Source organism: Pantoea leporis, assembly GCF_028048155.1.
Taxonomy (GTDB): domain Bacteria; phylum Pseudomonadota; class Gammaproteobacteria; order Enterobacterales; family Enterobacteriaceae; genus Pantoea; species Pantoea leporis.
The window spans coordinates 137,977-156,865 of record NZ_JALMEU010000003.1 but is presented as its reverse complement, the minus strand read 5'-3'; the positions used below and the strand labels follow the sequence as shown (position 1 = coordinate 156,865).

At 51.2% G+C, this 18,889-nt stretch carries 20 protein-coding genes and 1 pseudogene; 8 read left to right on the top strand and 13 right to left on the bottom strand.

Features of this window, described 5'->3' with window-relative positions; translation table 11 throughout:
- Positions 1–36: 36 nt before the first annotated feature.
- A complete protein-coding gene (locus MWH02_RS11640; RefSeq protein ID WP_271460684.1) occupies positions 37–966 on the bottom strand; it encodes an NmrA/HSCARG family protein in 930 nt (309 codons plus the stop codon).
- Positions 967–1,036: 70 nt separating this feature from the next.
- On the opposite strand from MWH02_RS11640, the gene MWH02_RS11635 reads away from it, so the two are divergent.
- The 3 genes from MWH02_RS11635 (at position 1,037) to MWH02_RS11625 (ending at position 4,075) form a co-directional block, all read left to right on the top strand.
- The gene (locus MWH02_RS11635; RefSeq protein ID WP_271460683.1) at positions 1,037–1,636 is read left to right on the top strand and encodes a TetR/AcrR family transcriptional regulator; all 600 of its coding nucleotides are present in this window, start codon (positions 1,037–1,039) and stop codon (positions 1,634–1,636) included.
- 401 nt (positions 1,637–2,037) lie between these two features.
- Positions 2,038–3,198 carry an IS30 family transposase gene (locus MWH02_RS11630; protein ID WP_110868471.1) on the top strand — a complete coding sequence of 387 codons (1,161 nt, stop codon included), beginning with the start codon at positions 2,038–2,040 and terminating at the stop codon, positions 3,196–3,198.
- Between the two features lie 136 nt (positions 3,199–3,334).
- On the top strand, positions 3,335–4,075 hold the full coding sequence (locus MWH02_RS11625; RefSeq protein WP_271460682.1) for an SDR family oxidoreductase: 741 nt from the start codon (positions 3,335–3,337) through the stop codon (positions 4,073–4,075).
- 133 nt (positions 4,076–4,208) lie between these two features.
- Here MWH02_RS11625 and MWH02_RS11620 read toward each other — a convergent pair.
- From MWH02_RS11620 to MWH02_RS11610, 3 genes and pseudogenes are all read right to left on the bottom strand, one after another.
- Positions 4,209–4,591 (bottom strand): annotated as a pseudogene (locus tag MWH02_RS11620) (Rid family hydrolase).
- Between the two features lie 175 nt (positions 4,592–4,766).
- Positions 4,767–5,297 carry a 5' nucleotidase, NT5C type gene (locus MWH02_RS11615; protein ID WP_271460681.1) on the bottom strand — a complete coding sequence of 177 codons (531 nt, stop codon included), beginning with the start codon at positions 5,295–5,297 and terminating at the stop codon, positions 4,767–4,769.
- Between the two features lie 62 nt (positions 5,298–5,359).
- On the bottom strand, positions 5,360–5,701 hold the full coding sequence (locus tag MWH02_RS11610; RefSeq protein ID WP_271460680.1) for a winged helix-turn-helix transcriptional regulator: 342 nt from the start codon (positions 5,699–5,701) through the stop codon (positions 5,360–5,362).
- 95 nt (positions 5,702–5,796) lie between these two features.
- On the opposite strand from MWH02_RS11610, the gene MWH02_RS11605 reads away from it, so the two are divergent.
- Both MWH02_RS11605 and MWH02_RS11600 read left to right on the top strand, forming a co-directional pair.
- A complete protein-coding gene (locus tag MWH02_RS11605; RefSeq protein ID WP_271460679.1) occupies positions 5,797–6,546 on the top strand; it encodes an SDR family NAD(P)-dependent oxidoreductase in 750 nt (249 codons plus the stop codon).
- Positions 6,547–6,837: 291 nt separating this feature from the next.
- Positions 6,838–7,125 carry a helix-turn-helix domain-containing protein gene (locus tag MWH02_RS11600; protein WP_271460678.1) on the top strand — a complete coding sequence of 96 codons (288 nt, stop codon included), beginning with the start codon at positions 6,838–6,840 and terminating at the stop codon, positions 7,123–7,125.
- A 193-nt stretch (positions 7,126–7,318) separates the two neighbouring features.
- Here MWH02_RS11600 and MWH02_RS11595 read toward each other — a convergent pair whose 3' ends face one another.
- Entirely contained in the window at positions 7,319–7,720 is a 402-nt protein-coding gene (locus tag MWH02_RS11595) for a RidA family protein (RefSeq protein ID WP_271460677.1), read from the bottom strand.
- Between the two features lie 138 nt (positions 7,721–7,858).
- Between MWH02_RS11595 and MWH02_RS11590 the strand changes: the two genes are divergently transcribed.
- Positions 7,859–8,461, top strand: a complete 603-nt coding sequence (locus tag MWH02_RS11590) for a TetR/AcrR family transcriptional regulator (protein ID WP_271460676.1) — start codon at positions 7,859–7,861, stop codon at positions 8,459–8,461.
- Between the two features lie 402 nt (positions 8,462–8,863).
- Here MWH02_RS11590 and MWH02_RS11585 read toward each other — a convergent pair whose 3' ends face one another.
- Together MWH02_RS11585 and MWH02_RS11580 are read right to left on the bottom strand one after the other, a co-directional pair.
- Complete coding sequence (locus MWH02_RS11585; RefSeq protein WP_100936154.1) at positions 8,864–9,526, bottom strand: glutathione S-transferase; 663 nt, start codon at positions 9,524–9,526, stop codon at positions 8,864–8,866.
- A 354-nt stretch (positions 9,527–9,880) separates the two neighbouring features.
- The gene (locus MWH02_RS11580) at positions 9,881–10,444 is read right to left on the bottom strand and encodes a TetR/AcrR family transcriptional regulator (protein WP_100936153.1); all 564 of its coding nucleotides are present in this window, start codon (positions 10,442–10,444) and stop codon (positions 9,881–9,883) included.
- Positions 10,445–10,571: 127 nt separating this feature from the next.
- Between MWH02_RS11580 and MWH02_RS11575 the strand changes: the two genes are divergently transcribed.
- The gene (locus MWH02_RS11575) at positions 10,572–11,981 is read left to right on the top strand and encodes an amidase (protein ID WP_271460675.1); all 1,410 of its coding nucleotides are present in this window, start codon (positions 10,572–10,574) and stop codon (positions 11,979–11,981) included.
- A 233-nt stretch (positions 11,982–12,214) separates the two neighbouring features.
- Here MWH02_RS11575 and MWH02_RS11570 read toward each other — a convergent pair whose 3' ends face one another.
- From MWH02_RS11570 to MWH02_RS11550, 5 genes are all read right to left on the bottom strand, one after another.
- Positions 12,215–14,539 carry a phage/plasmid primase, P4 family gene (locus MWH02_RS11570; protein ID WP_271460674.1) on the bottom strand — a complete coding sequence of 775 codons (2,325 nt, stop codon included), beginning with the start codon at positions 14,537–14,539 and terminating at the stop codon, positions 12,215–12,217.
- Complete coding sequence (locus MWH02_RS11565) at positions 14,536–14,877, bottom strand: DUF5375 domain-containing protein (protein ID WP_271460673.1); 342 nt, start codon at positions 14,875–14,877, stop codon at positions 14,536–14,538. Before MWH02_RS11565 ends, MWH02_RS11570 begins: the two co-directional genes overlap by 4 nt.
- Positions 14,874–15,098: a hypothetical protein gene (locus MWH02_RS11560; protein ID WP_271460672.1), complete on the bottom strand. Its 225-nt coding sequence runs from the start codon at positions 15,096–15,098 to the stop codon at positions 14,874–14,876. The genes MWH02_RS11565 and MWH02_RS11560 overlap by 4 nt, the downstream gene beginning before the upstream one ends.
- The gene (locus MWH02_RS11555) at positions 15,095–15,634 is read right to left on the bottom strand and encodes a host cell division inhibitor Icd-like protein (RefSeq protein ID WP_271460671.1); all 540 of its coding nucleotides are present in this window, start codon (positions 15,632–15,634) and stop codon (positions 15,095–15,097) included. Before MWH02_RS11555 ends, MWH02_RS11560 begins: the two co-directional genes overlap by 4 nt.
- Positions 15,635–15,852: 218 nt before the next feature.
- Positions 15,853–16,119: a helix-turn-helix transcriptional regulator gene (locus MWH02_RS11550; RefSeq protein WP_271460670.1), complete on the bottom strand. Its 267-nt coding sequence runs from the start codon at positions 16,117–16,119 to the stop codon at positions 15,853–15,855.
- A gap of 629 nt (positions 16,120–16,748) precedes the next feature.
- On the opposite strand from MWH02_RS11550, the gene MWH02_RS11545 reads away from it, so the two are divergent.
- The gene (locus tag MWH02_RS11545; RefSeq protein WP_271460760.1) at positions 16,749–17,018 is read left to right on the top strand and encodes an ogr/Delta-like zinc finger family protein; all 270 of its coding nucleotides are present in this window, start codon (positions 16,749–16,751) and stop codon (positions 17,016–17,018) included.
- 371 nt (positions 17,019–17,389) lie between these two features.
- Here MWH02_RS11545 and MWH02_RS11540 read toward each other — a convergent pair whose 3' ends face one another.
- Complete coding sequence (locus tag MWH02_RS11540; protein WP_271460669.1) at positions 17,390–18,883, bottom strand: TIR domain-containing protein; 1,494 nt, start codon at positions 18,881–18,883, stop codon at positions 17,390–17,392.
- Between the last annotated feature and the right edge of the window lie 6 nt (positions 18,884–18,889).

The following is an 18,889-nucleotide window of genomic DNA, read 5'->3' as shown; positions in this document are numbered from 1 at the left end:
CGCACGCTAACATCGGGTCGCGAGATAGCCTGATGCTCAGGAGATCCCCGGCCCGATTTCAAGACGACTGGCCCTGCTGGCAATCCAGTCCCGAAAGGAGGTCAGTGGCACGCCCCACTGCTTCAGGGCATTGATGTCAACTTTGTATCCCTCGACATTTGCCCAGACCTGAGATGAGACCAGTGTCTCAATTGCTCCGGACGCCAGCATTTCGGCTTCAGTGAGCGACCGCAAAGAAACGGGTCTGCCGGACACCTCTGAAAGGATTTGAGCTACCTCGCCCATGGTCAGTGCTTCGGCTGCGAGTCCGATTTCCTGCTTGTTGAACCGATCCGGTTCGGCAAACGCTGCGGCCGCGAACTTCCCCACGTCATCGGTAGCGATAAGGTCAATTCGGGTGTCCTCGTGCATGGCGGTCTCGATCACGCCCTTCGCAAGGCCCGGAAACATCCATTGGGCCTTGGCCCCGATGAAGTTGTCCATCATCAAAGCTGGCTTCAGGATCGTCCAGTGGGGAAAACCGGCCGCCCTTACCAGATCGTTCACGGTGGACTTGCTGTTCCAGTATACCCGCCCCCACCGGCCCTCATCCCAGCCGATAAAAGAGGTCTGTTCGTCGGCACGCGCAACCGAAGTGTGTACAAAGGTATCGACGCCAGCGTCACGGGCGGCTTCCACAAGATTGCTTCCGGTCCGAACCTCCACATCCGGATCCTGGGGTGTCGGCGGCATCTGCACAGAAAAGACGCCGTGAATACCGGACATTGCAGCCTTCAGGCTTGCCGGGTCATCGAAATTTCCCAGGCAGAGTTCAACACCCTGTTTGGCCAGCGCCTGTGCGCTTGCCGAACCGGTGTCACGAACCAGAGCACGGACGTTGAAACCTTTGCCTATCAACGCCTCGGCTGTGGCGCCGCCCTGGGCTCCTGTCGCACCAGTTACCAGGATTGTACGGGACTGTTTCATTTATTCTCTCCTGCATGTTATACGCCGATTAAAAGGCGCCAGAACATTACTATTGCTGAAACGGACATTTGTGTCCACTTTATTTCATGCAGAGGGAGCGAAAATATGCGATATTAATCGCATGCAAAATGAGAGAAAAGATGCGATCCGCAATCGTGCGGAGTTGCTGGCGGCCGCGGAGTCCGCTGTGGCGGTGCATGGCGTAGACGTCGCATTTAACCTGATCGCCAGGTTGGCCGGTGTGGGTCAGGGCACCCTCTATCGTCACTTCCCCAATCGTGAAGCGCTGATCCAGGCACTACTGGAGCGCTCAATGGACAATCTGGAGTGCTTTGCAGCCCAGCAAAGTGGTGATGATGCGATGTTTCGTGTGCTCGAATTCTACGCAAGTCAGATCGAAAAGCATTTCGCGCTTGCCACCTGCTGCGGCGTCGTCGATCCGAACCACATCGGTTTCATAGCGGCGCGCAGGCGTTTCGCTGACATGATGAGCCCGCTTCTGCAGCGAGCTATCGACGCGGGCCTCTGCAAGCCCGCAGTCACGATCATCGATATTGGTTCGCTGATAGCCATGCTGACGGCGCTTCGAAGCGGCACTAGCGGCGAGACCAGCGTTTCCAGTCCCCAGAGGATGCTGACCTTGATGCTGGAAGGTATGCGCCGCATCTGAATATACCTGCGGGAATATAGGCATTTTCTGACCTTAGCCTGCAATCGTAGTCGCCTTTGCTCACAAAACAGCGCGGTCTCTTGCTCACGTTCCGTGTTTACGGACAAGCCGCGCTGCTCACTATATCTGCCAGTAGTCAGCGCGACCAGGGTCATATCGGCTCTTCGACTCTCCGGAGCCACTCTGCGAACCGAAAGACACTTTGTATGGCTCCGATCTGCTGTACTGCTCCCTGTTTACTAATACGCGATTAAGTAATCAAAAACCCAGTTACTGTAAAAGAATAGAATTGCGACGTCTGCTCCTTGCTCATAGCGGACCTTGGTCTGTCGTTAGTCCGCTTTGTGCTGTGAGTTCAATGGGTCGATGCAACGCTATCCTTAATCAAGGGGGGCGTTGCCATGAAACGAAGAACTCGGATTAACTACACGCCAGAGCAGAAGGCGATTATCTGGGACAGATATAAGCAAGGTGATTCCCTGCATGATATCGCCAGAATGTTCGACAGATATCATTCTTCTATTATGCCCACTATCCACCAGACTGGTGGATACCGCCCCCCTGTCCGAAAGCGGCATCCGTTAGCGCTTTCACTTGATGAAAGAGAGGAAATCTCCAGAGCGCTGGTAGCAAAAATCAGCATCAGGGCGATCGCTAACAAACTATCGAGAGCCCCCTCAACGATTAGCCGGGAGATCAAGAGGCACGGTGGTGCAAAACAATACCGTGCATCAAAAGCGGATACTGCTGCCTGGGAAAATGCTCTGAGACCAAAACCTTGCAAGCTAATTGAAAGACCCACACTGTGTAAAATCATCGCAGAGAAGATGCATCAGGACTGGTCGCCGGAACAAATCGCCGGTTGGCTGAAACGCTGTTATCCGGATAATCAGGAAATGCATGTGTCACACGAAACGATATATAAAACGCTTTTTATACAAACCCGGGGTGCATTAAAAAAAGAACTGCAGCAATGCCTCAGAAGCGGAAGAGTCGTGCGTAGATCCAGAACATCATCGCTTAAAGGGAAGGGATTAGGGTCAATCCCGAATACAATCTCTATCAGCGAAAGACCACCTGAAGCCGCTGACAGAGCCATACCAGGTCACTGGGAAGGTGACCTGATCCAGGGCTCTAAAAACTCCTATATCGTCACCCTCGTAGAACGTCATTCCCGTTTTGTTATGCTGGCCAGGATCAGGGACAACAAGACCATAACGGTTATATCTGCACTCATCAAACAAGCCCGGGAATTACCTGCAGAGCTATATAAAACATTAACATGGGACCGGGGCGCTGAAATGACCAGCCACACCCGGTTTACTGTAGCCACAGATATCCAGGTTTACTTCTGCGATCCTCAATCCCCCTGGCAACGCGGCTCCAATGAAAATACAAACAGATTGCTTAGGCAGTATTTTCCAAAAGGAACTGACTTATCGGTTCACAGCCAAGAAAGACTAAACAGCGTTGCCAGACAGCTCAACGAAAGACCGAGAAAAACGTTAGACTATGAATCACCCGCAGAGCGTTTTAACCAATGTGTTGCATCCATCAGTTGAACTCACAGCCAGAAGCGGACGTCCAGGCCGCAATCCATGCGTTCCCATGGTTGGTTACGTAATGAAACAGATGACGAATAGTGTTTTGTTTACGTAAGGTAAAAGCTGATTCCGCAGCTAAATAAAGGAAGTAAGCATGGGAAGATTTCAGGGTAAACGTATACTGATCACGGGCGGCACCAGTGGCATCGGGCTGGCAGGGGCTCAGCGTATTGTTACAGAAGGTGGCAACGTAGCCATTACAGGGCTTAATGAAGAAAGGCTTGAATGTGCACGCAGCTTGCTTCCTGCGACATCACTTATTTTAAAAAGCGATGCTGCAAGCGAAGCTGACATAAACGAACTGGAGGAGGCTATCAGAGGCTGGGGTTCACTTGATGGATTATGGCTTAATGCCGGCTTTGCAGAGGTAGGCTCTCCGGAATCTGTAACGGCAGATTCTTTCAATCATATGATGAATGCTAATGTGCGCGGTCCGATGCTACAGCTGGCAGCTCTCTCCAAATCACTTAATTCAGGGGCGTCCGTTCTGGTGACATCATCCTCATCTGTATATGAAGGAGCGCCGATGACAAGCCTGTATGCAGCGACGAAAGGCGCCGTCATCGCGATGGTCAAAAGCTGGGCATCTGCGTTTGCTGAACGCGGTATCCGCGCCAACACTTTGGTACCAGGTCCGATTGAAACTAACTTCAGGCACTTTATGCCAGAAGAGTCTCGTCAGCAGTTTGAAGATTTTGTAGTAAGCCAGGTTCCTTTAGGTCGTGCAGGAACAGCAGAAGAGGCCGCTGCAGTTGCACTTTTCCTCCTGTCCGATGAAGCATCCTATGTTACCGGCAGCCAGTATGCTGTAGATGGCGGTCTGGCACATTACTGACCGCTTACCAAAGCCACGAAATTAACTGAAATTAATCGAATAACGTCCGCTTCTCGCTCATAGCGGACCTGACATACTGGTCCGCTTAGTGCCAGCAACGGAAAAAACTATTATTTTAGACCCACGCCTAAAACTATCTTTTGGCTACAATCCGCATTTCCACAAGGGCATTCTCAGGAATGAACTCTGACACGCCTATAGCAGACCATGCCGGATATGGCGCCTTAACATACTCATCTTTACGCTAGAAAAAACGTCGATATGTTTTTTTAGGTCAATGTGAAAAGTGGTCATCTCAAGTATGTGATCATAGTTTAAACCAGCGGCTTTTAAATATACACCAAGCTTATAAAAGGCATCATGGAATTGTTCTTCTGGATGCATACTTATAGGTTTATCCCTTCGTGCGGCGGTAACACCGGAAAGATATACTGTGCCATCTGCTTCGATAACGGGGGAAAAGTGCCAATCATCAATATAGTGTTGGAATTCTTCAGGGATGATCGATTTTTTCATAATTTCATCTCAAGTCGATGACTTAATAAATGTCTGTATTTTCGAAATTAAATGCCCTCTGCGAGCATGATGTTTACCCTGTCCACTCATTGCTCATTGCTCATTGCTCATAGAAAATATTGCCTCGCGCTCATTTCCGAGTTGTGCCATAAGCGAACCTCTCACATATTTAAAATTATTTATCAACGTAAAAATAATTTTCAATTTCAAGCCAGTTATTGACCCGATTGAAGCCTGTGACATGCTTATTATGTGGAGCAGAAAATAAAATCGCTTCGCCATTAAAGTGCTCAAAATGCCGAGCATTATCATCGATAAGATAATCAGCATTGAGGATACTTTTGCTTCCACAGAAAACAATATTCATCGGGTTAATAAACGGGAAGTGATATTCCAGCCACCGAAATTTCGCATCAAACGAAAGGGGAAACTCCATTGCCGCTGTGGTGATAAATATCTCATACTTCCTTGCCAGTCTTTTAATTATTCGCTGACTGTCAGGCATGACGGCCAGATCACCAAAAAATCCGGCTTCCCCGATCATCTCCTCTACCTGTTCCTTTATATCGGGCCGTAATTGCTGGATGGTTAATCCCTCGAGATCAGCCAGCGTAATGTGTGCATTAAAACGTGCATTAAAGCTTGGGATCATTTTGCTGTTAAAGTCAGCAATTACCTCATCCATATCTATCGCGATTCTTTTCATCAATTTCCCCTCTATCAATGCTGCCGTAGGAATCGGGCTGTTGAGTAAATTTAGACATAAATTCAGCAAGCATCTTTATGCCGCCGCTCAACAGCGCTTGCATTTTCTCGGTTCGCATTGCCCCATTCGCAGAGAGGCTGTAATGCCAGCGCAAGTGTTTTGCCAAAATCTGTAATCGCGTATTCAACTTTTGGCGGTACTTCTTTGTAATCGTGTCTCAATATAATCCCATCTTCCGTTAAGTCCTTGAGTTGCTGAATTAATACTTTTTCACTGATACCTTCAGTAAGGCGCTTCAGCTCACCAAAACGTCGTGGACTAAATTGCAAATGAAACAACAGTATAGGTTTCCATTTACCACCTATATAACGCAGGGCCACATCAAGACCACAGACTGATTCCATTATCATAATCCTGTCACATACCTTTTGGTAGGTACTATTATATTTGAAAGTATAAAGATAACATGTTTTTTCGCTTCTTAATCTGGATAAAAAAAATGGGTAAGCTTGAAGGAAAAGTCGTTGTTATCACTGGTGCTAACAGCGGGATTGGTCTCGCCTCCGCTAAACGTTTTGCGACTGAAGGTGCGCAAATCTTTATGACGGGAAGACGCGTGCGTGAGTTAGAAGAAGCTGTAGGCGAGGTAGGACATGACGCAACCGGGCTCGTCTGCGATATTTCAGATATGGATGATCTCGATAATTTGTTCGAAGAAGTTCGGCGTAGGGCGGGCCGAATTGACGTTCTGTTTGCCAACGCGGGTGGCGGTGATTTTGCCTCTTTGTCGGCCGTGACCGAAGAACACTTCAATCGCATCTTCGACACCAATGTCAAAGGCACGCTTTTTACCGTACAGAAAGCGCTACCTTTTCTGAAAGACGGTGCGTCAATCATTTTGACGGGTTCAACCAGCGCAACCACCGGCGTACCTGAATTTAGCGTATACAGCGCAAGTAAAGCAGCAGTGCGGAGCTTTGCCAGGTCATGGATTCTTGAACTCGCGCCTCGAAAAATCCGGGTAAATATCCTGGTGCCCGGCGCCACTTCAACACCGGGTTGGCATGGTCTTTCGCCTGATGAAAAATTCAATAGTGAAATGATAAGCGCTGTAGAAGCCACTACTCCTCTGGGCCGTCTGGCTGAACCTTCAGAGGTTGCTGCCGCCGCATTATTCCTTGCTTCTGAGGACAGTAGCTTTGTTAACGGAAGTGAACTGTTTGTTGACGGTGGATCAGCTCAAATTTGAATATCATCTGCCTCTGAACAGAATCTGATAAAGTCCGGTCTTCTCCGGACTTTTATAAAATCAGCAAAAAAAGGAGCTGACCAACTCTCTAATAATTTACACAGAGTGATGTAAGTAATATCTTATATACTTTCCTGTTTCGCTCACACAGGTCCTACCCTTCACTTTAGTTAGTTTAAAGTAAAGAGCGGCCATATCTGATACTTCTGCGTAATCCATTAAAGTGAGCAGGTTATACAATAACGCCAGATTATAATTTAAACTGATTCACTTTAGCTAAAGAGGAAAGCAATGCCTTTTTCAGTCACATCTCTTGCTATTCTTCGTTCTATGCGCGAGGGAGGAAGATATCTATTAAGAGGAGACAAAACTCACGGTTGTCAGGTCATGTATAACCCAGTCACTAAACAGAGAGAAGACAGAACAGCTCTTAGCCTAATTCCATTAGAACGTGCTGGATTGATTGAGTTTGAGCGTGACCCCATTAACCCAAAGCGCTACTACAGCGTAAAAATGACGAGTAAAGGGATGGCGTTCTTAGATGAAAATTATGGATCAGCCAAGAAACTATTCGAGTAAACTTTCCGAACATTCCTTACTTTCTCCTAACAATCATAATACCCTCTTAGGCTGGATGTCCTGTGTCAGGAGCAGACGTTTTGATAATCGGCTGAAAATAGGACGTTTGTTTGCCTTAAATACATAACCTGTGCTGCGCTTGCCAGAATCGGGGAACCATTATCGGCTCCCCTCATAAATGGGACTAACGTATCTATACCTGAGGTTGAGGAATCCGAGCGATGACCTTTATCTCAAAATCAAATCCCGCCAGCCAGTTAACCCCCACGGCTGTCCAGTTCGGATACGGGGGCTGAGGGAAAACGGTTTGTTTCACCTGCATGATGGTTGAAAATTGATTCTCCGGATCGGTGTGAAAGGTTGTGACATCTATCAAATCGTCAAACGTACACCCTGCAGCTGCAAGCGTGGCATCGAGATTTTCAAAGGCACGCTCTACCTGTGTTGCAAAGTCGGGCTCAGGGGTACCGTCCTCCCGGCTCCCCACCTGTCCGGAAACAAATAGTAAATCGCCAGAGCGGATCGCTGCAGTATAACCATGCTTTTCATAAAGAGCGTGGCGGTTGGCAGGAAAAACGGGTATCGGCTGGTTCATAATGCCTCCTGTATACGGATGAGCGACAGTTGATGCGCGGCATAAATAAATGAATTAATATACGCGGCGTATGTAAGATTAATCACACATACATGGAGTATGTCAAACTAATTGCGCTGTTACGCTTAAGGAGCATGTATGGCTGCCAAACGCCGCGCCGAAACGATGGAAGAGACCCGCACGAAGTTGATTACGGCCGCACGAAAAGCTTTCGCCGAAAAGGGGTTTGCAGCTGCGTCGATGGATGATTTGACCGCCAGTGTAGGCCTGACACGTGGTGCCCTCTACCATAATTTTGGCGATAAAAAAGGGCTGCTTGCCGCTGTAGTAACACAGATTGATTCTGAAATGGCGCAAAGCGCTAAACGTGCTGCGGCACAATCTGCTGATGATCAGCAGAAGCTGCTGGCTGAAGGGATAGCTTACATCAGGATGGCGCTGAATGAAGAAGTCCGGCGCATTGTTCTGCTTGATGGTCCGGCTTTCCTTGGGGATCCTACAAAATGGCCGAGCCATAATAGCTGCCTGGACGCCACTCGCGATAGCATTTCAAATCTGGTTGAACGCCGGTCAATTAAACCGGTCGATGTGAATGCCACCGCCTGGCTGTTAAATGGTGCCGCACTGAATGCCGCTCAGTGGGTGGCTGCAAGCAACCATCCGCAGCATGCATTACCAAAAGCGATTCAGGTTTTTACTCTGATGGTAAGCGGCCTGCTTGAGGGCGTCACGCCTCCATAATCCTTGTTAACCCAACGTGGGTGTTCGCTTACGTTGGCAGAAGCGGTTAAATCAATTTCTGATTTCGCAGAAGATTAGATAGCCGCTACGTATTTAGTGATTGTTATCGATCCTGAAAATATCCCTTTTAGTAGTGCTGCTGCATTTAGATATGAGCCACAAAGCGATTGAACAGCATTACAACGTGCCCTGTGTAGTCAATGAGGTAAGCATTCAAAGCGCTCACCAGTAGTAATGACATACATTAAACAATATCCGCTTTGTGCCAAGAGCGGACATAATGGGTGCACAGTGACTTGGTTCAAGACGGTTTTTTAGTTACCGTGACATTTTAGTCAGTCCTTTTCCAGCCACTGCACACCGATGGTGTGGAGGATTAATCGGATTTGCCCGGCAGAATAATCAAACCTTTCTGCGTAAGCGCTCCTCTTCTACCAGCGCTTTCCACTGCTGGAAGGACGGCCTTGCCTGCATGCGCTCATACCACTCGCGTAACGCGGCGCACTCTGAAGGAACCTGCAGGTTCACTAACGCAGAGAAAATCATCCCTCCGATTACTGCTATATCTGCCATTGAGAAGTTCTCACCGGCTACATAAGGTAGTTTCTGCAGAACGCGGTCAAAATAATGCATTCCCCGGACCGCCTTGTCCCGCATCCGGTTGCCCCACTCAGGGTTCTGATAGAGTTCAACCTCAGGGCCTAAACCCGGAGTGGCGTGATGGAAATACACGCTCACTGCATCAAGGAACTCAATTTCAGCGCGCCTGGTCATCATATGGATGACGCCCTGTTCCACCGGGGTGGTGCCCGTCAGAGAACGTGGTGCACTCAGAGCGTCCAGATACTGCGTGATGGCCGTACACTCTGCGATAAGCGTACCGTCATCAAGCTCCAGAACGGGAAGCGTGCCAGAGTAGTTGATGGCAAGAAATTCGGTTTTCTTGTGTTCGCCCGTCCATAAGTTAACAGGCACAAACTCTGTATCAGTAAGCAGTCCTTTCTCGGCAAGTGCAATGCGAACGCGTGCGGGATAAGGGCCGTCATACCAGTCATAAATTTTCATCAACGGATGATTCCTTTGTGTGAGTGAGTTCATGTCAAAGCAATAAAACTAACTAATGATAGGTAGTTTCGTGGCTAAGATTGAGGCAGTTCCGGATGGCTGTCAATACCTACCTTACGATTGTTAGTTTTTTTATTCACACTTTCCGGGACGTCCTCAATTCGATTAAGGGACCGGCAGGGAGAAGTATCATTGTTGCGATAGCGCGACAAGCCGCGAGTATGACCGGTGAGGCGCCTGAGTTAATTTGCCCGCCTGTGCGGCAGCCGTTTTATGCCAGACCGCAGCGCGTCCGTATGAATTGTCTGAAAGAGGTTCAGGCAGCGCCAGCTGAAGCGGACGGCCGCCTGATTTTTACTGCGGTAGCAGACCCGTAAGCCTGTAGCCCTCAATGAGCTCATCAAACAGCTGAATATTGTTACGGCTTCGGGCCATCAGCTGCGCGCCGGCAACGGCAGAAAAAAGGGAGCCGGCACGGACTCTGCTCTCTCCTGATGCGGCAATACCGGCCTCATGCAGCTGTCCTGCCAGCCAGTCGATGTTGATGTCAGCAAACTTTTGCACCTCATCCCTGACCGGTTGCGGCAGATCATCGTACTCAGCCGACATAAAGCTCCCCATACAGAGCCGGTTCCCGCTTTCGAGGGATCGGCGAAATATCTGCGGGTAGCGTCGCAGACTTTTCAGCGCATCTCCCTCACTTTCCCTCAGCATTTCCAGATCACGCGCGGTGTCCTCCCAGTAACGCCGGGCTACCGCTGCGCCCAGCTCGGCCTTACTGGGGAAGTGGTAGTAAATGCTGGCAGCCTTGATTCCCACCTCGTCGGCGAGTCCGCGTATGTTCAGGCCGGTGTAGCCGTGCGCCTGCGCCGCCAGCCGGGCTGCGTTAAGAATTTCGTCACGGGATGTTTTGCTCATAATTTCTCTTCTCCGGTCGCTGAGGTAGTGATTCTAACATTTGTTAGGTAGGTATTGACAGCCTGATTTAACAGGTCTAGATTTCACCTACCAATCGTTAGTTAGTTTATCACATTGAGGGTTTATCATGAGCAACGAAATTTATTATTCAGACGCTACCGACCTGGCCAGCATGATACGTAACCGCGACGTTTCGCCGGTTGAAGTAATGCAGGCGCATCTTGATCGCATCGCAGCCACCAACCCGGACGTCAACGCAATAGTCACGCTCGCAGAGGACGCACTGAAACAGGCCGAAGCGGCAGAGGCCGCCGTAATGAAGGGTGAGAAACTTGGCCCACTTCACGGCGTTCCCTTCACCGTAAAGGATTCCATCGATACTGCCGGCGTGCTGACTAAGCGTGGTTCACCCATCTTCAAAGGTCGTCTGCCGGATGCAGACGCGACCAGCGTGGCGCGCCTTAAAAAAGCGGGCGGGATCGTGCTGGCAAAAACCAACCTGCCGGAATTTTCATACTGGATTGAAAGCGATAATCTGCTGTCCGGCCGCTCTAATAATCCCTGGGACCTGACCCGCACGCCCGGCGGCTCGAGTGGCGGCGAATCTGCTGCAATAGCCGCAGGCATGTCCCCGCTGGGGCTGGGAACGGACCTGGCCATTTCAGTACGTGGACCCGCCGCACAGACAGGCATCACCTCAATGAAAGCCACCCACGGAAGCGTGCCCATGACAGGCATCTGGCCGCGCGCGCCGCGTCGCTTCTGGCATGTCGGCCCAATGGCCCGCTCGGTACGCGATATTGCGCTGGCCTTCTCTCAGCTTTCCGGACCTGATGGCCAAGATGCGTTCTCCAGCGCCGCGCCACTGCATTCCGGCGGTCTGCCGCCGGTGCCGTCACGTCCTTTACGAATTGGCTGGATGACAGGCCCGGGCTTCGGTCCGGTTGATCCGGAAGTCGCAGCGGTAGTTAAAGCGGCAGCGGATGCGCTCAAAGAGCCTGGCGTTGTGGTGGAGCACGTCGGAATTCCCGCGCTGGAGCAGGATTTTGCGCTTGACGTCTTCAATCGTTTGCACGTTATGGAGATGAAGCCGGCTTTTGCAGCGGCAACGGCCGGTCGCCGCCCCGATGAAATCTATAAAATGGCAAAAACCATGCTGTCACTGCCTGATACGCCAATATCGGACTTCATTGATGCGGAGCAGGCCGCCGAAAGGTTACGTGATGGATTTGCGGAATACTTTTCACGTTACGACGCGCTTATTACGCACGTACTCCCCATTCCGGCGCACAAACACGGCGCAGACAGGTTTGTCATCGACGGTCAGAGCGTCGATGCCACCTATCTGCAGGGCGCCACAGTTCCACTGAACGTAACCGGCCTGCCGGGGATTGCGCTGCCGTTCGGTAAGAGTCGTGAGGGGTTGCCCATCAACGTGCAGATTGTAGGTAAATGGCATGATGAACACGTTATTCTCCACATTGCTTCTCTACTCGAAACAGTGAGCCCCGTTAAAGGTTCTCATCCGTCACTGTGAATATGGCCATGCCCCACGATAACTGTGGGGCATTTGAAACAGTTGCTCAGTGTGAAATACCGATATTAACCAGCATGTCCGCTTTTCGCTCATAGCAGACTCGACTCATTTCAAATGTGGCAAGCGAAATTCTCTTACATAACAGAGAATGTATTTTTATATGCAGCTGGATGAATTTAGCGCCTTTAACGAGCGAAAAAACCGGCTTTCGCCGGTTTTTTCAGTTGTGAAGCTCAGGCGGCATCACACTTTGGCAGCCAGTCAGAACTGCTTTCCTCAGTCAGATCGAGATTGGTCTGCATTCCCAGCTTCGTGCGTCGTTTCAGATAATGATGCCCGTACTCACGCATAATGCTTTCCAGCGACAGACTGAACATCTTCATGCTGAGTGGATTCCTGTAGCCGTTCGCCTCCATGTAAGCCAGATAGGCATGGTAGAGATAGCGTCTTGGCTGTAAGGGCCTGATGCTGGCGTTTCCCATATAAAGCGATGTAGGTTCCGGCGTGGTGAACAGATAGCCGCAGAAGTCCACCATCGGATCCGCGTCGCGCTTGATGCGCATCGCCTCATCAGAGTTCTGCTGCGACTGAAGCAACGCTCTTGCGTCCTGCGGCTGGCTGAACTGCTGCATCAGCTGGCGCACGATAACGGCCAGCTCGCCGCTGATTTTTTCCTTCAGCCGTGGGTCGCGTTCGTTTGCCGGGATAATTTCCGGGAAGTGCAGAATAACCCGGCGGCGCGACACCCCGCCGCTGCGGTCGGTGAAGCGCATCGGGTTGTTGTTTACCGCCAGTATCACCGCCGGAATGTGCGTTGAGTAGGCATCGCGGTATTTCGGGTCCACGGAAACCGCATCGCCGCCGGTAATCGCCTTGATGCCCGCGCCGTCGCCGCTCCACTTCTCCTGGTCGGGCAGAATTATCAGCGAGTAGCCAATCACCGCCGCGCGCTCGCGCGATGACTCCAGCGTCTCGATGGTCGCGGAGGTGGTGTTGTCCGTTCCGGCCAGCATCGTGGCGATTTCGGCCATGATACTTTTGCCGCTGCCCCCGGGCCCCGTGACCTCCAGAAACAGCTGCCAGTCGTAGCGGTTCGCCAGCACCATAAACAGCGCCGCGAGAATAATATCGCGCTTTGCCGCGTCGCGTCCGGCGGCGCGGTCCAGCCACTGCCAGAAGTGCGGCGCGTGGTTCGCCAGCGTCTCGCCCTTAACCGGCGCGGTAAAGTCCACCTCGCTGACCGTGCGCAGCCAGAAGCATTTTCTGTGCGGGCTGAAGCTGCCGGTGCGCGTGTCCAGCACGCCGTTGCGGAAACCTATCAGGCGGCGCGCCGGGTCGGACTGCTGCGGCAGCATCAGCTTCAGCGTGTCCACCACGCCTGAAATCTTGCCCGCCGAGAACGGCGCCCGCAGCCGCTGGAATAATTTCGCCACGTCGCGCTCAAACTGCTTTCCCGAAATGACCTTCCACGCGCCCGCCCTGTAGCGTGACAGGATTTCGCCGCTGGCATCCACCGCCAGCGCATTGCGGTAATGCTCAGCAACGCGCTCCGCCTTTTCGCTGGCGCTCATCGCCGAAAACTCCGCTTCGCTCATCACGTCAAACGGGCTGGCGGTGGCGGGCGCGGCGGCCTCAGCAAGCGCCTGCTTCGTCGATACGTCGCCGAGCTGCACAAAGGCGTCGTTCCAGTCGCCGAACACGGGCGGCAGCGCGACGACGGCGTTACTGACATCGGCGGCCTTCTTCGCCTTATCCTGACCGTTGCCGTTAAGGTCGCGGTCGGCGGCAATCATCAGCTGCAGCGTGGCGTGCTTTTCCCGGGCAAGGCCAGCCAGAGAAAGGAGGTTGCCCGATGAGAGCGCAACCCACACCTCATCACCGGTCAGGTTATGCACCGTCAGGCCGGTCGCGTAGCCCTCGGCAAGCCAGATGCGCTTTGCAGGCTTAGCGCTGCTGAGAACGTGGCAGGCGCCTTTCACCTGGCCGCCCTTGAGCGTGCGCTTCTCTCCGCTGGCGTTGATGAGCTGCACGTTAACCAGCTGGCCGCTCATGTCGTGCAGGGGCACAACCACATCGCCGGTGCGGTAGGTCGTTAACGCCACCTTGTGCGCCTTCGAAAGCGTAAGGCACGCCTGCTCTGGCAGGCCTTTGCGCGACAGGTAGGCGTTGCCCGCCGCTTCCTTTGCCGAACTGACCAGCTGCTGCGCCAGTGCAGCCGCTGCGGCGCGGGATGCCTCGTCCGCTTCGGGACCGGCTGCCGTACTGTTGCCGGCCGCTACCGGCGGCAGGTTGCCGGTCAGGTCGTTTACGCGCGCGGCGGCCTCTATGAACGTAATGCTGAGCGCCTTTTTCACCAGGTCCATGCCGTCACCGGCTCCGCACTGATTACAAATCCACGTGCCGCGCCCGTCTATATCGTCGAAGCGAAAGCGGTCCGTTCCCTGACAGACCGGGCACGGCATGTGGCGGTTTTTAATTACCTTCACGCCCAGCGCGGGGAGTATGCGGGGCCAGTGGCCCCGCGCAGCGGTGGCCGCCTCTGATACGGTCATTTTCATCGTTCTGTTCTCCCTAAGTGCAGCACCGGCGCGTCTGTCATGCGCCCGCAGAGTTCATCCATCATCACCTGACCGAGAAAGCTCAGGCGCGGGGCCGACTTCAGCGGCCCGGTGGACAGCAGGTCATCCAGCAGCGCACAGGCAATTTCCTGACCGCGCTGGCGTCCGTGCTGGCGCAGGTAAAAGCCCTCCAGCTCGGCTTCAATAACGTGTTCGAGGCGCGCCAGCGTCAGGCCGGGATAGCGCTGCTGCTCGCGGCAGACGGTCAGCCACGCGCAGGCGACGGCGCGGCGTGAAAGCGCGGCGCGCAGTTCAGGCGAAAGGGTGCGGTCTTTCATGATTCAGCCTCCGCGTTCATCCAGTTGTTCTGGCAGCGCGTCACCACGTCATCCAGCTGCTCAGTGATGAGAAAGACCAGCGAAGCCAGCTGCGCACGCTGAGCGGGCTGCGGCAGTTCGTGGCACTCCTGAAATGCGGTCATGTCGATGACGAAGCGCCCGGCGTTGCGAAGATGTTCAAGGCGTACCAGGTCGGCGTGAGAAATCGTGGCGTGAGTCATGCGCGCACCTCCCGTACCGGCAGGCGGGCGGCAAAGGACAGCACGTAGTCGCGGGCCAGCGAAAGGCGGGCGGCGCGCTCATCGGCGGCAACGGTGCGGAGCATATGAATATGCTGCTGGCGCTCGCAGCGGCGGACGGCAGCAAAGACGAAAACAAACTGAGGGTATGGGGAATTAAGGACCGTAGCCATGATGGCAGTCTCCTGTGAATAGCGGTTAACGCCACCACCGGAGTTCCTACACTCATGGGTGGTAGCCCGAACAGGGGTAGGAATACCGGCTTCACAGGATACCGGCCAGCCCGAAGGCTGCCCCGCCCGGGCCACCATTACGCAGACGGCGCAACGGATACAGAACCGTTGCCCGAGAAATGGGTGCACTGAGGCATGGACACAAAAAAAGACGCATGGCGCGTCTGGTGTCGCCTGTGAATTACGCGGGTTCCTACGCCCGGCTGTCGATTTTGCGACAGCGAAATTACTGTACCAGGGAATGGCCCCGGCGCGCAAGCCGGAGGTAGCAGTTAAAAATGACATCAGGCAACCTCAGCAGCTGGCGGGAGAAATGTCGCTACGGGAAACAGTCCGGATACCGGAGGGCGGGACGCCTGCACATTGCAGGCTGAAGGCTGGCTTCGTTGCGCGAAAGCGCTGCGGCTGTAGCAGCTTACCCATCCCGGCACCAGTCACATACATGAGGGGGAATGCGTGCGCGGCAGAGGGTTGGCGTGATTTACCGGCATGGTTCAAAAACCTCATGCGGTACGCTCCTGACCGCGTGCTGCAATGCGATCGCTCATCCATACGCTGATTTCACTGGCGAGCCAGGCCACGTTCTTGCCGCCAAGCGACACCTGCGCCGGGAAGGCGTTACGGCTGATAAGGTCGTAAATGGTGGAGCGTGACAGGCCGCAGACGTGCATGACTTCAGGCAGTCGCAGGAAGCGGTCGTTCAGCACCGGGTTTGACGGTAAAGCCGGGGCCGCAGGAGCGGAGGAGTTTGCGGATAATACGGTGTGCATGAGCTACCTCTTATTGAGTCCGTGGTGATACGGACGGATACGTCCGGAGTCGGGTAGCTCTTTATTCTCAGCATATTTACTGCCAAAGCAACAAGGCGAAATGGTGTTGTAGCTGGCACAAATGGGTGAAAAATAACCGCCTCTTTTTCACACAGGTAAATAGTGGTCAATATAGACCAATAGTGCCGAGATGAATTATGCAAGTCGCTTTTAATGATTAATCCTTGTGGAATCAATCGAAATAAACACTCGAAAAGGTTTATCTGCATAAAAAGTTGGGTGAAGCATGGTGAATACTGGGTGAAGAGATAACCATTAATTGTTCACCCTTTAATATATTGTATTTACTCTCTTTTTTATTAAGGTGAAGAATGGTGAAGGATATATATAAATTTAAAAGTTGAGCAGATAGCCAATATGTCACCTTGCTGCCAGCCAGAAGAAGGTCACTTTGTCTGGGCCATCACACAACGCCATCCGATAGCTCGCCTGTGCCAGCAACGGCACAATGCATTCACCGGAGCCGCCATTGGCTCTCCCCAACAAAGAAAGCTAACGATAACGGCTTTAATAAACCGTTAACTCCACCCTGAACGGGGAACTGGCGCTAAACAGAAGGATAAAACGTGATGGCAATGAAATGCCCTGAATGCAGCATGACCGCACACACGCGTACCAGCGAATATCAGACAGGTACGTTAAAAAAGACGTGGTATCAGTGTCGTAATATCGACTGCTCCTGCACGTTTACAACGCTTGAGAGCCTGGACACCATTATCATGAAGCCGCAGAAGGTAGCTGAAGACGTCCCTGAGAAAGAATCACCGCCACCACGGCAGACGCTAAACCGTTATGGAGCTGCAAGCAGGCTTTCGAACCGCCAGAACGCCCCCTGCTGAGTTTTATCAGCAATACCTGACCGGCCATCGCGCCGGTTTTTTTCATCTCTTTTCTCTGGCAAGCCTGATTCGCATGAGTGCATGCCTATGCTGCATGAAAACGCATGAATAAATGCAGCTGAGTTTATGCAATTCAGGCCAGCACTGGCGCGGCCTGAAGGGACTCATGCAGCCGCATGAAAACTGCTACATAAAGCGGGCAGGCGTGGCGGGGGTACGAGCGCGCGCAACGTATAAATAATTTAGAACAGAAGTGATAATAGTTCGTTTATATTTACACGCTAATTGTGCAATAAACACACCTTACAGTTTCAAAAGCTACTGCAAAGTGTGTTTAAAGAGAAAATTAATTGAGCCTTTAATCGATCTAATCAGTCAGTGTTTTCATTACGTCTAAATTCTTCAAGCTTGGCACACATAATTGATGAGATATAATTTATTTGCGTTTCAAAATCACCCGCACGATCAAATGTTATTCCACCAACCTTCCGTGTTTCATCAAGCATTCCTGCAGGCGCATCATTGAACCATATAGGTATTATGCAATTCTCACCAAATCTGTGTTTAAAATTATCAGACTCAAATTTAGTCCAGATTTTCACAGGATAATGGTGGCTATATAATACAATTACGAACAAAGATGAACTTCTATAAATTGGAGCCAAATATTCTTCAACATCATTAGCAAGGATACGGTGCTGCTCATTTTTATCATAAAAAACGGACACCTCTCTATCTTGCAGTTTATTAAACAAACCTTCTGCCACCTCACGATCTTGCCCAGCAAACGAAAGTGCAAAATCGTAATCGCCTCTAAACATTATTCCTGAGTATCCTACTTGTCTAGCAAAGTTAGTCCAAATAAGATGCCTGATAAAATATAAAAACTTAGGATCCTCAATTGTTAGAAGGTTGGTTTTGTGTTCAAAGTGAATTAATTCTTTAATGCTATCACTATCATCTATGAGTGCCGAAAGGTGGCCTTTATCTATAACTTGTAATACGCTAGCTTTCATCTCTCCATTTCTTGCAACTGCTTCTCTTGTATCCAGAACTCCTTCGTTAGTTCGAGATAACCAAGAAAGCAAATGAAGATATGGCGCTCGACCTTCTCTTCTTAATTTCTTTCCAGTTGCAAAATCTCTTGCAAGAGGAAAAAAACGAGGATTTAATTCTTCCAGAACTTTTTCTCTAATTGCTGGCAAGCTTATATCAATAGCCAAAGGTGACTTATCTTCATGAGTAATGATTAAGCCAGCCTGTAGACAAGCCTCACTACATAATATTTGTGCCATTGCAAAACTGCCCTCAGCCTCTTCTGATATTTCATCAGCTACTGATATACGGCAATTTAACGCACTCTCACCAAGAGATATTAAACTTCTAATTCTTTCTTGATTAGTACGCCCAACCCGAATTACTTCTACCCTGTGTAATAAATCTGGAGAGTACTCTACAAGAGTCTGTCCAGCTCTATTTATTCCAATTAGCACAATCTTCGAGGCACCATCCTCTTCATCAGCTAAAATTTTTAAATAGTCACTAAGTTTTCTTCTACCGCCTTCATCAAGCCTATGAAAATCATCAATAATTACAGTCCCTACCCCTTTCATTGCAGGCAACTCATTTATCAACACCACATCATCAGCTTTACGAGCTGAAAGCATTAAAACTGTTTCAACTAGGCCCAATTCATCGAGAGCTCTTTTTATGCACGATGTTTTACCAATCCCAGAAGGCCCCTCAATAATCATCCCCCTGCCTGGAACCTGAAGCCCTGATTTAACTCTAATATACTCTGCAGGTTCAACAAATGTATGGGTCGGGACCCCAGACTTTTTAAAAACTTCATCTAATCTGGTCATAAAATC